Source organism: Escherichia sp. WS1152, from assembly GCF_046487665.1.
Classification (GTDB): domain Bacteria; phylum Pseudomonadota; class Gammaproteobacteria; order Enterobacterales; family Enterobacteriaceae; genus Escherichia; species Escherichia coli.
The window spans coordinates 1-14,711 of sequence record NZ_JBJQJA010000020.1 but is presented as its reverse complement, the minus strand read 5'-3'; the positions used below and the strand labels follow the sequence as shown (position 1 = coordinate 14,711).

At 49.9% G+C, this 14,711-nt stretch carries 14 protein-coding genes and 2 pseudogenes; 8 read left to right on the top strand and 8 right to left on the bottom strand.

Going from position 1 to position 14,711, the window contains the following annotated elements; translation table 11 throughout:
* Positions 1-200: 200 nt before the first annotated feature.
* A complete protein-coding gene (gene msrA / locus ACJHW7_RS21440) occupies positions 201-839 on the top strand; it encodes a peptide-methionine (S)-S-oxide reductase MsrA (protein WP_001295196.1) in 639 nt (212 codons plus the stop codon).
* Positions 840-1,161: 322 nt separating this feature from the next.
* On the top strand, positions 1,162-2,505 hold the full coding sequence (locus tag ACJHW7_RS21435) for a hemolysin family protein (protein ID WP_000935036.1): 1,344 nt from the start codon (positions 1,162-1,164) through the stop codon (positions 2,503-2,505).
* Between the two features lie 78 nt (positions 2,506-2,583).
* Here the strand turns inward: ACJHW7_RS21435 and ACJHW7_RS21430 are convergent, their stop codons facing one another.
* Positions 2,584-2,790: a DUF1107 domain-containing protein gene (locus ACJHW7_RS21430; RefSeq protein WP_000689228.1), complete on the bottom strand. Its 207-nt coding sequence runs from the start codon at positions 2,788-2,790 to the stop codon at positions 2,584-2,586.
* Positions 2,791-3,114: 324 nt separating this feature from the next.
* Between ACJHW7_RS21430 and ACJHW7_RS21425 the strand changes: the two genes are divergently transcribed.
* Positions 3,115-3,669: a YtfJ family protein gene (locus tag ACJHW7_RS21425; protein ID WP_000175284.1), complete on the top strand. Its 555-nt coding sequence runs from the start codon at positions 3,115-3,117 to the stop codon at positions 3,667-3,669.
* 89 nt (positions 3,670-3,758) lie between these two features.
* Here ACJHW7_RS21425 and ytfI read toward each other — a convergent pair.
* Both ytfI and cysQ read right to left on the bottom strand, forming a co-directional pair.
* A pseudogene (gene ytfI / locus ACJHW7_RS21420) lies at positions 3,759-4,670 on the bottom strand (protein YtfI).
* A 211-nt stretch (positions 4,671-4,881) separates the two neighbouring features.
* Positions 4,882-5,622: a 3'(2'),5'-bisphosphate nucleotidase CysQ gene (gene cysQ / locus ACJHW7_RS21415; protein ID WP_000886909.1), complete on the bottom strand. Its 741-nt coding sequence runs from the start codon at positions 5,620-5,622 to the stop codon at positions 4,882-4,884.
* Between the two features lie 189 nt (positions 5,623-5,811).
* Between cysQ and cpdB the strand changes: the two genes are divergently transcribed.
* Positions 5,812-7,755 carry a 2',3'-cyclic-nucleotide 2'-phosphodiesterase gene (cpdB, locus tag ACJHW7_RS21410; RefSeq protein ID WP_000589431.1) on the top strand — a complete coding sequence of 648 codons (1,944 nt, stop codon included), beginning with the start codon at positions 5,812-5,814 and terminating at the stop codon, positions 7,753-7,755.
* Positions 7,756-7,872: 117 nt separating this feature from the next.
* Here the strand turns inward: cpdB and ACJHW7_RS21405 are convergent, their stop codons facing one another.
* The gene (locus ACJHW7_RS21405; RefSeq protein WP_001317588.1) at positions 7,873-8,253 is read right to left on the bottom strand and encodes a winged helix-turn-helix transcriptional regulator; all 381 of its coding nucleotides are present in this window, start codon (positions 8,251-8,253) and stop codon (positions 7,873-7,875) included.
* Between the two features lie 88 nt (positions 8,254-8,341).
* Here ACJHW7_RS21405 and qorB point away from each other — a divergent pair, with 88 nt between their 5' ends.
* From qorB to ytfE, 3 genes are all read left to right on the top strand, one after another.
* The gene (gene qorB, locus ACJHW7_RS21400) at positions 8,342-9,202 is read left to right on the top strand and encodes an NAD(P)H:quinone oxidoreductase (protein ID WP_040234448.1); all 861 of its coding nucleotides are present in this window, start codon (positions 8,342-8,344) and stop codon (positions 9,200-9,202) included.
* A 107-nt stretch (positions 9,203-9,309) separates the two neighbouring features.
* On the top strand, positions 9,310-10,275 hold the full coding sequence (locus tag ACJHW7_RS21395; protein WP_001308223.1) for a DMT family transporter: 966 nt from the start codon (positions 9,310-9,312) through the stop codon (positions 10,273-10,275).
* Between the two features lie 107 nt (positions 10,276-10,382).
* Positions 10,383-11,045 carry an iron-sulfur cluster repair protein YtfE gene (ytfE, locus tag ACJHW7_RS21390; RefSeq protein WP_000331457.1) on the top strand — a complete coding sequence of 221 codons (663 nt, stop codon included), beginning with the start codon at positions 10,383-10,385 and terminating at the stop codon, positions 11,043-11,045.
* A 44-nt stretch (positions 11,046-11,089) separates the two neighbouring features.
* Here the strand turns inward: ytfE and cycA are convergent, their stop codons facing one another.
* Entirely contained in the window at positions 11,090-12,502 is a 1,413-nt protein-coding gene (cycA, locus tag ACJHW7_RS21385) for a D-serine/D-alanine/glycine transporter (protein ID WP_000228346.1), read from the bottom strand.
* 308 nt (positions 12,503-12,810) lie between these two features.
* On the bottom strand, positions 12,811-13,431 hold the full coding sequence (fklB, locus tag ACJHW7_RS21380; protein WP_000211225.1) for an FKBP-type peptidyl-prolyl cis-trans isomerase: 621 nt from the start codon (positions 13,429-13,431) through the stop codon (positions 12,811-12,813).
* 218 nt (positions 13,432-13,649) lie between these two features.
* Here fklB and ytfB point away from each other — a divergent pair, with 218 nt between their 5' ends.
* Positions 13,650-14,288, top strand: a complete 639-nt coding sequence (gene ytfB / locus ACJHW7_RS21375; RefSeq protein ID WP_001119478.1) for a cell division protein YtfB — start codon at positions 13,650-13,652, stop codon at positions 14,286-14,288.
* Here ytfB and ACJHW7_RS21370 read toward each other — a convergent pair.
* Together ACJHW7_RS21370 and ACJHW7_RS21365 are read right to left on the bottom strand one after the other, a co-directional pair.
* Positions 14,272-14,379 (bottom strand): annotated as a pseudogene (locus ACJHW7_RS21370) (TetR/AcrR family transcriptional regulator); the annotation flags it as partial. The gene ytfB and the pseudogene ACJHW7_RS21370 sit on opposite strands and share 17 nt — an antisense overlap.
* Before the next feature lie 43 nt (positions 14,380-14,422).
* Positions 14,423-14,711 (bottom strand): RNA-guided endonuclease InsQ/TnpB family protein (locus ACJHW7_RS21365; RefSeq protein ID WP_139813317.1); only part of this gene is annotated, 289 nt, incomplete at its 5' end.

Genomic DNA, 14,711 nt, shown 5'->3' with positions numbered 1-14,711 from the left:
CTCCTGAATATCCTTTTTTCCTGCCCCTGGAACGCCGTTAAACGGCTTAACAAAAATCCAGTAATATGGATTAAAAAGCAGACTAAACCCCAAATATTTCTTATGTTTTACTTTAGACCTATTCACGGTGGTTATTGTGTGCAAATACGCCTCTTGTTACAACCTTAACCCCAATGACCGATTTTCGGGAGAGCGACACCATGAGTTTATTTGATAAAAAGCATCTGGTTTCCCCCGCCGATGCCCTGCCTGGACGTAACACCCCGATGCCCGTAGCCACGCTGCATGCGGTCAACGGTCACTCAATGACCAATGTACCTGACGGAATGGAGATTGCCATTTTTGCGATGGGTTGTTTCTGGGGTGTGGAGCGTCTGTTCTGGCAGTTACCCGGCGTTTACAGCACCGCCGCAGGCTATACCGGCGGCTACACGCCAAATCCGACTTATCGGGAAGTGTGCTCCGGTGATACGGGTCATGCCGAAGCGGTACGCATTGTTTACGATCCTTCCGTCATCAGCTATGAGCAGTTGCTACAGGTATTTTGGGAGAATCACGATCCCGCCCAGGGAATGCGTCAGGGCAATGACCACGGCACGCAGTATCGTTCAGCGATTTATCCGCTGACCCCAGAACAGGATGCCGCAGCTCGCGCCAGTCTGGAACGTTTTCAGGCGGCGATGCTTGCCGCCGATGACGATCGTCACATCACCACGGAAATCGCTAACGCCACACCGTTTTATTATGCCGAAGATGACCACCAGCAATATCTGCATAAAAACCCGTATGGTTACTGTGGAATTGGCGGAATTGGCGTCTGTCTGCCACCGGAAGCATAGCGTTACGGGTACAAATGTAGATTGTTGATAAAGTGCGCTTTATTTATGCCGGATGCGGCGTAAACGCCTTACCAGGCCTACAAAATCGTCCAAATTCAATATATTGCAAGGACTGCGTAGGCCTGATCGGCATAGCGCATCAGGCAGTATTGCATTTATCAGCAGTCTGAATTTTAACCCTCTGGCGACTTTACAGTACCTTACGCTATACTAGCCACTGAAAATGCCGGTTCACTTTCTTCGAATCGGCTTTCAATGTGTATTTCACACAAATTAATCAACTTCCCCTTCCGAGGATCTGGCCTGAAAGGTCGGATAAGATATGTTAAACAGTATTTTAGTCATACTCTGCTTGATCGCTGTAAGTGCGTTCTTCTCGATGTCCGAGATCTCGCTTGCCGCCTCACGCAAAATCAAACTTAAACTGCTGGCTGATGAAGGCAATATAAATGCCCAACGCGTTCTGAATATGCAGGAAAATCCCGGCATGTTCTTTACCGTGGTCCAAATCGGTCTGAACGCAGTGGCGATTCTCGGCGGTATCGTCGGTGATGCGGCATTTTCTCCAGCTTTTCACAGCCTGTTCTCCCGCTATATGTCGGCAGAGCTCTCTGAGCAACTGAGCTTTATTCTCTCTTTCTCGTTAGTGACTGGCATGTTTATCCTGTTTGCGGATTTAACCCCGAAACGCATCGGTATGATTGCGCCAGAAGCTGTGGCTTTGCGTATCATCAACCCGATGCGCTTCTGCCTGTACGTTTGCACCCCGCTGGTGTGGTTCTTCAACGGCCTGGCGAACATAATCTTCCGTATTTTCAAACTGCCAATGGTACGTAAAGATGACATCACTTCTGATGACATCTACGCGGTAGTGGAAGCCGGTGCGCTGGCGGGCGTGTTACGTAAACAGGAACACGAGCTGATTGAAAACGTCTTTGAGCTGGAATCCCGTACCGTTCCGTCTTCAATGACACCGCGTGAAAACGTGATTTGGTTTGATCTCCACGAAGATGAGCAAAGCCTGAAGAATAAGGTGGCGGAACATCCGCACTCTAAGTTCCTCGTCTGTAATGAAGATATTGACCACATCATCGGTTATGTCGATTCTAAAGACCTGCTGAACCGCGTGCTGGCTAACCAAAGCCTGGCACTGAACAGCGGCGTACAAATTCGCAACACGCTGATTGTGCCGGATACGTTAACCCTTTCAGAGGCGTTGGAAAGTTTTAAAACCGCAGGTGAAGACTTCGCGGTGATCATGAACGAGTACGCGCTGGTGGTGGGGATCATCACCCTCAATGACGTGATGACCACGCTGATGGGCGATCTGGTCGGTCAGGGGCTGGAAGAGCAGATTGTCGCCCGTGATGAGAACTCATGGCTGATTGACGGCGGCACCCCGATTGACGACGTCATGCGCGTACTGGATATTGACGAGTTCCCGCAGTCGGGCAACTACGAAACCATCGGCGGCTTTATGATGTTTATGCTGCGTAAGATCCCGAAACGCACCGATTCGGTGAAATTCGCCGGCTACAAATTTGAAGTGGTGGATATCGATAACTACCGCATCGACCAGCTGCTGGTGACCCGGATCGACAGCAAGGCCACCGCCCTTTCGCCAAAACTGCCTGACGCTAAAGATAAAGAAGAAAGCGTCGCGTAACCCCCAGAAACATCAACGGCTCCTGAATCAGGAGCCGTCTTATTACTGCATAGCACTTTTTACTGCATAGCACTTTGGTTAAGCCATCTCTGTTTGCAGACGCATAACCTGACGGTTAACTTCGGACATCACTGACAAATGCAGCTTATCCTTCACTTTTGGGATAAGAATCTTACCCTTATCAAATTCAAAAGCGCCAACGTCCTTGATGTATAACCGTCCACGGAACAGGATCTTTACGTACTTCGCCACCTGAAGTGGGTTGTACCGTTGGAAAATTTTCATTGTTATCTCCTGCTGAGTATTACGCCTGTGCGGTGCCACAATCGGCCCAACTATTATGAGGCGCAAATTTTAATGCCTAGTGACTATAGACTATCCGGGCAATGTTTCCACCGCGTATAACTTTTTTTACCTAAAGGTTACAATTATTCAGAATTATCTTTTTACCGAAGCGCGGTCTTCAGTATAAGCATTCATTTTTCATATGATTTGTGCGCTTGACCGCAAACTGGCATCACACTTGCGGGAAATTCGATAAATAGCACATATGATTAAAACTCAGACCCAAGTGGTCGGATCACCTGCATATCATAAGAAGGAAACACCATGACCCTACGCAAGATTCTGGCACTCACCTGCCTGCTGTTGCCGATGATGGCTTCCGCACATCAGTTCGAAACCGGTCAGCGAGTGCCGCCGATTGGCATTACCGATCGTGGCGAGTTGGTGCTTGATAAAGATCAGTTTAGCTACAAAACCTGGAACAGCGCGCAGTTAGTGGGAAAAGTGCGAGTACTGCAACATATTGCTGGTCGCACCTCTGCAAAAGAGAAAAACGCGACGCTGATTGAAGCGATTAAATCAGCGAAGTTACCGCACGATCGTTACCAGACCACCACCATTGTTAACACCGACGACGCGATTCCGGGTTCAGGGATGTTTGTGCGCAGCAGTCTGGAGAGTAATAAAAAGCTTTATCCCTGGTCGCAGTTTATTGTCGATAGCAATGGCGTCGCGCGCGGTGCCTGGCAGCTGGATGAAGAGAGTTCCGCTGTAGTGGTGCTGGATAAAGACGGTCGCGTGCAATGGGCCAAAGACGGGGCGCTCACACCGGAAGAGGTGCAGCAAGTGATGGACCTGCTGCAAAAGTTGCTCAAATAATGGCAATAACATAAATTCTGCAAAAATAATTTTCCCCTATCGTTATCTATGGGATAGGGGAATTAAGTCTCTGAGTTCTTACACCGAACTCATACTGGTAACGCTAGTTGCTCTTTTTTAAACGCCTCAATGGTCGATTTATATTTCTCGCAAATCTTTTCTTTAGTAATATCACTATCTGCGGCCAGATTCGCACTTACTATCGCATCCACTTGTTCGGCTAATTCGACTTGTTGGCAACCTGCATTAACCAGAAAATTATAAATAAGAGAGTAATCTTCATCCTCCAAAACAACAGAGGAACCATTACGAAAACGTTCATCCCCTCCATAGATTTTAAGCGCAAAGCCCAAAGATTCTATGACTATGGCAAAATTATCATCAATTATTTTTTCGTAAATATACCATCCATCGCATTCTTTAATTCCACCTCCTGGTATTTGGAGTTCAAATTTACCCCGTTTTAATTTGCTTACTATATCCTCCAATAAGGCATAACCTAAAGACACGTCACCAATCGCCTGGTGAATATAACCTTTAATCCTTTTCGGTATGTCAGACTGTTTTTTCTGCAGAATATCCTAGGCATACAATCGTCTGTTTTGTTCTAACGGAAATTCACGGTTTTTGAAATCCATGAATGAGTTATACTCATTTATTGTTATGGGGGTTTCTTCGTATTCAAATCCACTGCCTCGCAATGTCATTGTATATTCGGCACCGTTATCTTTAAGGCTGAAACTGATAAGAAACTTATCCATAGCGTTAACAGTTCCATTTTTTGATGAAAGCACTTGATAACTATCTTTATCAATCTGAGTTGCGCAACGAAAGAACTCCCTCAAAGTTAACAGGCTATCATAATTCGAAATCCAATCTTTTTTCTTAAATGCATGCTGAATATTATTAAAAAAATTGTTTGAATGTGTTTTTGTATGCGATGATTTTACAAATAACTCCACCGCACCAATAAAATTATTGTGTCTGATCCTGGGTAACATATGGCTACCTTATTTTATTAGGTTATTTTATGTCGCCATTAAATATCTCATTATAGAAGTAAACTATCAAAAAACGCTCATTATTAAAATGTAACTTATTAGCAATTGAATTTTTGCACTTTAAATACAATCTCTTTTTATTTATAACTTATTAGGTTGGGATAAATCAGGATGGCAGAATCAGGAAATACACTGTTTCTGCCATCTGAATTTAGTAAATAGACACTCTGAACCCCGGATTCAGGAACGACTCGCGCGGAGTGTAATCCAGCGGTTTACCCTGCCAGTCGTGAACGTGCGCTCCGGCAGCTGCAGCCACAGCATGTCCAGCGGCGGTGTCCCAAATATTCGTTGGTCCGAAGCGCGGGTACAGCTGCGCCTGTCCTTCCGCCACCAGGCAGAATTTCAGCGAAGAGCCGATGGACGTGGTCTGATGTTCGCCAAGCTGTTGCAGATACTCTTTCAGCTCCGCATCTGCATGGGAACGGCTGATAACCACCAGCGGCGGGCGCGCATCGCGGACCTGAATCTGCTTGCGCACACCGCACTCTTCTTTCCAGGCCTTGCCTTCTGCCGCGCTGTACATTACGTTCATTACCGGCGCATACACCACACCTAAAATCGGTTTGCCATGATCAATGAGCGCAATGTTAACGGTGAATTCGCCATTACGTTTAATAAACTCTTTAGTACCATCCAGTGGGTCTACCAGCCAGTAACGCTGCCAGTGCTGACGGACTTCCCAACCGGGAGGATCTTCTTCAGAAAGGACCGGAATATCCGGTGTCAGCGTACGTAAACCGTCCATGATAACGGTGTGTGCGGCAATATCCGCTGCCGTTACCGGAGAATTGTCCGCTTTGCTGACGACGTCCATCGGTTTCGTCCCGTCGTAGACCTGCATAATGGCATCGCCTGCATTCCGTGCAAGCTGGCATACTTGATCTAACATTTCTCCACCTCGTCTCTGTGAGCGGTGTTAACTTATTGTTTTACTTATACCCTATCGTTAATGAATGCGCCAACTGTGATAGTGTCATCATTTTCAAAGCGTAAAATTGTGGCATTCTTCACTGTTCTATAAGTAAGGCGTTTATTCTCCCTTTTCTTTCGTATTCCCGATGATAAAAGGATGTCCCTGATGATTAAGTTTAGCGCAACGCTCCTGGCCACGCTGATTGCCGCCAGTGTGAATGCAGCGACGGTCGATCTGCGTATCATGGAAACCACTGATCTGCATAGCAACATGATGGATTTCGATTATTACAAAGACACCGCCACGGAAAAATTCGGACTGGTACGTACGGCAAGCCTGATTAACGATGCCCGCAATGAAGTGAAAAACAGCGTACTGGTTGATAACGGCGACTTGATTCAGGGGAGTCCGCTGGCAGATTACATGTCGGCGAAAGGATTAAAAGCAGGCGATATTCACCCGGTCTATAAGGCATTAAATACGCTGGACTATACCGTCGGAACGCTTGGCAACCACGAGTTTAACTACGGTCTGGATTACCTGAAAAATGCGCTGGCAGGAGCGAAATTCCCTTATGTAAATGCCAACGTCATTGACGCCAGAACCAAACAGCCAATGTTTACACCGTATTTAATTAAAGACACCGAAGTGGTCGATAAAGACGGAAAAAAACAGACGCTGAAGATTGGCTATATTGGCGTCGTGCCGCCACAAATCATGGGCTGGGATAAAGCTAATTTATCCGGGAAAGTGACGGTGAATGATATTACCGAAACCGTGCGCAAATACGTGCCTGAAATGCGCGAGAAAGGTGCCGATGTCGTTGTCGTTCTGGCGCATTCCGGGCTATCTGCCGATCCGTATAAAGTGATGGCGGAAAACTCAGTTTATTACCTCAGTGAAATTCCGGGCGTTAACGCCATTATGTTTGGCCATGCTCACGCCGTTTTCCCGGGTAAAGATTTTGCTGATATCGAAGGGGCTGATATCGCCAAAGGCACGCTGAATGGTGTTCCGGCGGTAATGCCAGGCATGTGGGGCGATCATCTTGGGGTGGTCGACTTACAACTCAGTAATGACAGCGGTAAATGGCAGGTGACGCAGGCGAAAGCGGAAGCACGACCGATTTACGACATCGCTAATAAAAAATCCCTCGCGGCGGAAGACAGCAAGCTGGTAGAAACACTCAAAGCCGATCACGATGCCACACGCCAGTTCGTCAGCAAGCCAATCGGTAAATCTGCCGACAATATGTATAGCTATCTGGCGCTGGTGCAGGACGATCCGACCGTGCAGGTGGTGAACAACGCGCAAAAAGCGTATGTCGAGCATTACATTCAGGGCGATCCCGATCTGGCAAAACTGCCGGTGCTTTCAGCTGCCGCACCGTTTAAAGTTGGTGGTCGCAAAAATGACCCGGCAAGCTATGTAGAGGTGGAAAAAGGTCAGCTGACTTTCCGTAATGCCGCCGATCTTTATCTCTATCCCAATACGCTGATTGTGGTGAAAGCCAGCGGTAAAGAGGTGAAAGAGTGGCTGGAGTGCTCCGCCGGACAGTTTAACCAGATTGATCCCAACAGCACGAAACCACAGTCACTCATCAACTGGGACGGTTTCCGCACCTATAACTTTGATGTTATTGATGGTGTGAATTATCAGATTGATGTTACCCAGCCCGCCCGTTATGACGGCGAGTGCCAGATGATTAATGCCAATGCGGAAAGGATTAAGAACCTGACCTTTAATGGCAAGCCGATTGATCCGAACGCTATGTTCCTCGTTGCCACCAATAACTATCGCGCTTACGGCGGCAAATTTGCCGGTACGGGCGACAGCCATATCGCTTTTGCTTCACCGGATGAGAACCGCTCGGTGCTGGCAGCGTGGATTGCTGATGAGTCGAAACGTGCGGGGGAAATTCACCCGGCGGCAGATAACAACTGGCGTTTAGCACCGATAGCTGGCGATAAGAAACTGGATATCCGTTTCGAAACTTCCCCGTCAGATAAAGCCGCAGCGTTTATTAAAGAGAAAGGGCAGTATCCGATGAATAAAGTCGCGACCGATGATATCGGGTTTGCGATTTATCAGGTGGATTTGAGTAAGTAAAACACTTCTTTTTCGGCCTATAAATCATCAATCGCATCCGGCATTTATTGGCGGATGCGATGCTGGCGCATCTTATCCGCCCTACAAGTCATACACCGTAGGCCGCGCATCCGGCAGTTATGCCGCACGTTCATCCCGCACCGCTAACACCTCGGGCAAATTCAACTCAATCCAGTCCGCCAGTGCAGCAACCTTTTCGCTCACCTGCTCGCCCAGCGGCGTGAGGCTATATTCCACATGCGGCGGCACCACCGGATACGCGATACGGTTAAGAAAACCATCCTGCTCTAGCGCCTGTAACGACTGCGCAAGCATCTTTTCACTCACCCCGCCCATTTTGCGCCGCAGGTCGCTAAAGCGATGAGTACCTTCGCGTAGCGCCACCAGAATCAACACCCCCCAACGGCTGGTGACGTGTTTCAACACCTCGCGCGACGGGCACTGTTCCGCAAAGAGATTACCCTCTTTCAGTTGTTGCGACAGGCTAACCTGACTCATTTCATACTTACCTTTTTGTACGTACTTACTAAAAGTAAGTTTAGGTGTTAGCGTATTTAAACTCAAGACAAAACGATGGAGACTTCCCATGATCGCTATTACTGGTGCCACTGGCCAACTTGGTCACTATGTTATTGAATCTTTGATGAAAACGGTTCCTGCCAGCCAAATAGTGGCTATCGTTCGTAATCCGGCAAAAGCCCAGGCCCTGGCAGCACAAGGCATTACCGTGCGTCAGGCTGACTACGGCGATGAAGCCGCACTGACATCTGCACTTCAGGGAGTGGAAAAACTACTGCTGATCTCTTCCAGCGAAGTGGGTCAACGTGCCCCGCAGCATCGTAATGTTATTAATGCCGCAAAGGCGGCTGGCGTGAAATTTATCGCTTATACCAGCCTGCTACATGCAGATACCTCCCCGCTCGACCTCGCCGATGAGCACATTGAGACGGAGAAAATGTTGGCTGATTCTGGCATCGTTTACACCCTGCTGCGCAACGGCTGGTACAGCGAAAACTACCTCGCCAGCGCCCCGGCAGCACTGGAACACGGCGTATTTATCGGTGCGGCGGGCGATGGCAAAATCGCCTCAGCAACGCGGGCCGATTATGCGGCAGCTGCGGCACGCGTGATTAGCGAAGCCGGTCACGAAGGCAAGGTTTACGAACTGGCGGGCGATAGTGCCTGGACGTTGACACAGTTAGCGGCAGAGCTGACCAAACAGAGCGGCAAACAGGTTACCTATCAAAATCTGAGCGAAGCCGATTTCGCCGCGGCACTGAAAAGCGTCGGACTGCCCGACGGACTGGCGGATATGCTGGCGGATTCTGACGTTGGCGCATCGAAAGGCGGTCTATTTGATGACAGCAAAACGCTTAGCAAATTGATTGGCCGCCCAACGACAACGTTAGCCGAAAGCGTAAGCCATCGTTTTAATGTTAATAACTAGTTAATTAAAGTGGCATCCTCCCGCATCCTCTCTGATAATGACGGGATGCCGGGAGCAATCATGTCTGCTTCCTGAACTTTCTTCTGACAGATCAATGGATGCCAGTAATGATTAGCGGCGTGCTGTACGCCCTGTTAGCAGGGTTGATGTGGGGGCTTATTTTTGTCGGGCCGTTGATCGTGCCGGAATACCCGGCGATGTTGCAGTCGATGGGGCGTTATCTGGCGTTAGGGTTAATTGCGCTGCCCATTGCCTGGCTGGGACGCGTGCGTCTGCGTCAGTTGGCGCGTCGCGACTGGCTTACCGCCTTGATGCTCACTATGATGGGCAACCTCATTTATTACTTCTGCCTTGCCAGTGCCATTCAACGTACTGGCGCGCCTGTTTCCACGATGATTATCGGCACCCTGCCGGTGGTCATTCCTGTCTTTGCCAATCTGCTTTATAGCCAGCGCGACGGCAAACTCGCGTGGGGAAAACTCGCCCCGGCACTGATTTGTATTGGCATCGGCCTGGCGTGTGTGAATATTGCTGAGTTAAACCACGGACTCCCCGATTTTGACTGGGCACGTTATACCTCTGGCATCGTGCTGGCGTTAGTTTCCGTGGTCTGCTGGGCGTGGTATGCCCTGCGCAACGCCCGCTGGCTGCGGGAAAATCCCGACAAACATCCGATGATGTGGGCAACGGCGCAGGCGCTGGTCACACTGCCGGTTTCTCTCATCGGCTATCTCGTCGCTTGTTACTGGCTGAATACGCAAACGCCGGACTTCTCCCTACCCTTTGGCCCCCGTCCGCTGGTGTTTATTAGTCTGATGATTGCGATAGCCGTGCTTTGCTCATGGGTCGGCGCACTCTGCTGGAACGTCGCCAGCCAGCGATTACCGACCGTGATTCTCGGGCCGCTGATTGTTTTCGAAACGCTGGCAGGTTTGCTGTACACCTTTTTACTCCGCCAGCAAATGCCGCCGCTAATGACGCTGAGCGGTATCGCGCTGTTAGTGATTGGCGTGGTCATCGCGGTCAGAGCAAAACCAGAAAAACCTTTAACTGAATCTGTCTCAGAAAGTTGACACGCTGGCAGTGAGTTAAATAAGCCTCTGCTACGTAAGGGTTATAGCTTTTGCCTTAAAGATGCATTTAAAATACATCTTATCTTATTAAGAATGAGGTATCAGCTATGGCTTATCGCGACCAACCTTTAGGTGAACTGGCGCTCTCTATTCCTCGCGCTTCGGCTCTGTTTCGTAAATATGATATGGATTACTGCTGTGGCGGTAAGCAGACGCTGGCGCGTGCGGCGGCACGTAAAGAACTGGATGTTGAGGTCATTGAAGCTGAGCTGGCAAAGCTTGCTGAACAACCGATTGAGAAAGACTGGCGTAGCGCCCCGCTGGCAGAAATCATCGACCATATCATCGTGCGCTACCACGATCGTCACCGCGAGCAACTGCCGGAGCTGATTCTGCAAGCGACTAAAGTCGAGCGCGTTCACGCCGACAAACCGAGCGTGCCAAAAGGGCTGACAAAATACCTGACCATGCTGCATGAAGAGCTTTCCAGCCACATGATGAAAGAAGAGCAGATCCTCTTCCCGATGATCAAACAAGGCATGGGCAGCCAGGCAATGGGGCCAATCAGCGTAATGGAAAGCGAGCACGATGAAGCGGGCGAACTGCTGGAAGTGATTAAACACACCACCAATAACGTCACACCGCCGCCAGAAGCCTGCACCACCTGGAAAGCGATGTATAACGGCATTAATGAACTGATTGATGACCTGATGGAGCACATCAGCCTGGAAAATAATGTGCTGTTCCCAAGGGCGCTGGCGGGTGAGTGATCTAAAAGCTGGATGGCATTGCGCCATCCAGCATGATAATGCGGTTATTTCCGCAGTTCAGCAGCCCGCTTCTTACCAATAAACAGCCAGCCCAGCCCCAGCGCGATAAACCACAGCGGGGTAACCAGCAGCGCCTGGCGAGTGTCATCTTCCAGTGTCAGCAACACGACCACGAACACAAAGAACGCCATACATACCCAGCACATCAGCTTGCCGAGCGGCATCTTGTAGATCGACTTCTCATGTAGATGAGGACGCTGTTTGCGATACACAAGGTACGAGCAAAGGATAATCGTCCAGACGAACATAAACAGAATCGCGGAAACGGTTGTAATCATCGTGAACGCGCCAATCACACTAGGATTCACATACAACATCACCACGCCGCCGAGCAGACAGATACACGAGAACGTCAGCCCTTTCGCGGGTACTGCGCGCTTAGAAAGTTTAGCGAACGCTTTCGGTGCCACACCTTCCTGCGCCAGACCAAACAGCATACGGCTGGTAGAGAAGACGCCGCTGTTAGCGGAAGACGCCGCAGAGGTCAGCACCACAAAGTTGATCACGCTTGCGGCAGCAGGCAGCCCTACCAACACGAACAGTTCAACAAACGGGCTTTTCTCCGGGACTACCGAACTCCACGGCGTCACGGACATAATCACAATCAGCGCGAAGACGTAGAACATAATGATACGGATCGGAATGGAGTTAATCGCGCGTGGCAGTGATTTCTCTGGATCTTTGGTTTCCGCAGCTGTTGTACCTACCAGCTCAATCCCCACGAAAGCGAAAACCGCTATCTGGAATCCGGCAAAGAAGCCACTTAAACCTTTCGGGAACCAGCCGCCGTCATTCCACAAATGCGCGAATGACGCTTCCACACCAGTCGGTGACTGAAAGTGCATCGCCACCATGACCAGGCCGACGACAATCAGCGACACAATGGCGACGATTTTGATCATCGCAAACCAGAACTCCATCTCACCGAACATTTTCACGGTGGCGAGGTTAAGCGTCAGCAGCAGCACTATCACCGCCAGCGAGGCGACCCAGTCGGAGAGATCGGGGAACCAGAACTGAGCATAAGCCGTGATCGCCACCACGTCTGCCATACCGGTTACAACCCAGCAGAACCAGTAAGTCCAGCCGGTGAAATATCCTGCCCACGGCCCGAGTAAATCGGAAGCGAAGTCACTAAAAGATTTGTATTCCAGATTCGAAAGCAGCAATTCCCCCATTGCCCGCATCACGAAAAAGAGCATAAAACCAATGATCATATAAACGAAAATGATCGACGGCCCGGCAAGGCTAATCGTTTTGCCAGACCCCATAAACAACCCCGTACCAATGGCACCGCCAATGGCAATAAGCTGAATATGTCGGTTTGTGAGATTGCGCCGTAGCGACTGTTCAGCCGGAGCCTGATCATCGGCAACGACTTTTACCTGATCTACCATGTTTTTTTCTTCCTGTACCTGTCTGTGTTGTTCAGGCTCTACGGCCTTTAGTCAGTCTATGATACGACGAATCTGTATCGGGACTCATCGATATTAGGTAACAATACGCGGGATGAATACTAAGATTTAGATCTAATGTTAATTTTATGTTTAAAGTGAGTGTCATATCACGGTGATAACGCGAAACAGCTCACAAAAATACACGCTTACGGGGTCTTTGCAACACAAAATAGCGCCGTTTGGCAAACTGAAGGGTTTATTGCTGAATGCCTGCTCCCCTCTGGTTCGAGGGGAACAGAATGCGCTGCTTAGAGGATTTCCAGCAGTTCGACTTCAAACACCAGGGTGCTGAACGGAGGGATGGATGCGCCTGCGCCGCGCTCGCCATATGCCAGTTCCTGCGGGATAGTCAGTTCCCATTTAGAACCTACCGGCATCAGAGTCAGTGCTTCAATCCAGCCAGGGATCACGCCATTAACCGGAAATTCAGCGGGTTCACCACGAGCAACGGAGCTGTCAAACACGGTGCCGTCGATCAGTTTACCGGTGTAATGAACACGAACGCGGTCGGTACGTGCCGGAATTGCGCCTTCACCCTGGTTGATCACGCGGAATTGCAGGCCAGATTCGGTGCTATTCACACCTTCTTTTTTGGCGTTTTCTTCCAGGTATTTCACACCTTCAGCAGCCATCGCCTGGAAACGCTGACGACGAACGGCATCGGCGCGTTCGTGGATTTCACGCAGTGCGCGATGCACCACATCAACCGGAACAGCCGGATGTTTGCCTTCCAGCGCATCGGCAATACCTGCAACCAGTGCTTCTGGCAGCAGCCCTTCCAGGCCAGATTCACTCAGTTGTTGCCCTACCTGCAAACCAATGCCGTAGCTTGCTTGCGCTTCGATGGTGTCAAAAGTTGGGGTGGTCATCGTATTTCCTTTCTTAGGGTATAAAAGTAGCGGGCAGCATATCAGCCACACTTCTTTGGGTAAAACTTTGTCGCAGGAATGATGACAAATCCCGGGGAAAAAGAAACAATAGCAATATCCCGTATGAATATAATAAAGGCGGGTTTACCACGGACATCATAGCGTTAGCTTATTCATAGGCTATGATTGAGGAACAAGACGCGGAGCAGGAGGAAACCATGCCCGGGCGCTTTGAACTAAAACCAACCCTGGAGAAAGTCTGGCACGCGCCGGACAATTTTCGCTTCATGGACCCGCTGCCGCCGATGCATCGTCGGGGGATCATTATTGCCGCCATTGTATTGGTGGTCGGATTTCTGCTTCCATCTGATGATACGCCCAACGCGCCGGTGGTGACGCGTGAAGCGCAGTTAGATATTCAGTCACAATCACAACCGCCGACAGAAGAACAGCTGCGGGCGCAATTAGTCACACCACAAAATGATCCTGATCAGGTGGCTCCGGTCGCTCCAGAACCTATACAGGAAGGCCAGCCAGAAGAGCAGCCGCAAACTACCCAAACACAACCATTCCAGCCAGATAGCGGAATTGATAATCAATGGCGCTCTTACCGTGTCGAACCCGGTAAAACGATGGCGCAGCTGTTCCGCGACCACGGACTGCCCGCTACCGATGTCTATGCAATGGCGCAGGTAGAAGGCGCGGGTAAACCGCTGAGTAATTTGCAAAATGGGCAGATGGTGAAAATCCGCCAGAACGCCAGCGGCGTGGTGACAGGCTTAACCATTGATACGGGGAATAATCAACAGGTCCTGTTTACCCGCCAGCCGGATGGCAGTTTTATTCGCGCGCGGTAGATGAAGGGTCAACCAGAAGCCAGCTAAGGATTGTCTCTTTGATGACCTTACGTCTGGCTTCCAGTGCCTGGGGTGAAACCATACTGATGTGTTGACATCCTCCACGCCCTGAAGGACGTGGATCCCTGCTACGTTCAGGCTGTCGCCTGAATCATTTCGGTGGGTTCCTGCTTCAACGGGCGGCCTGACTGCACCATCTCTCCACAGGCAAGAACGGCGTGCCCCGCCGCTAAAATGTTACGAGCGCCATTTACATCAGCGTTCGCTGTATATCCACATGCCTGGCATCTGAATTTACTTTGTGACAGGCGATTTTCTTTCGCTGTATGACCACAGCACGCGCAACGCTGGCTTGTGTACGCTGGCGGAACAGCAAGCACCTGACCGCCACGCCAGAGCTGCTTGTACTCAAGCTGGCGGCGC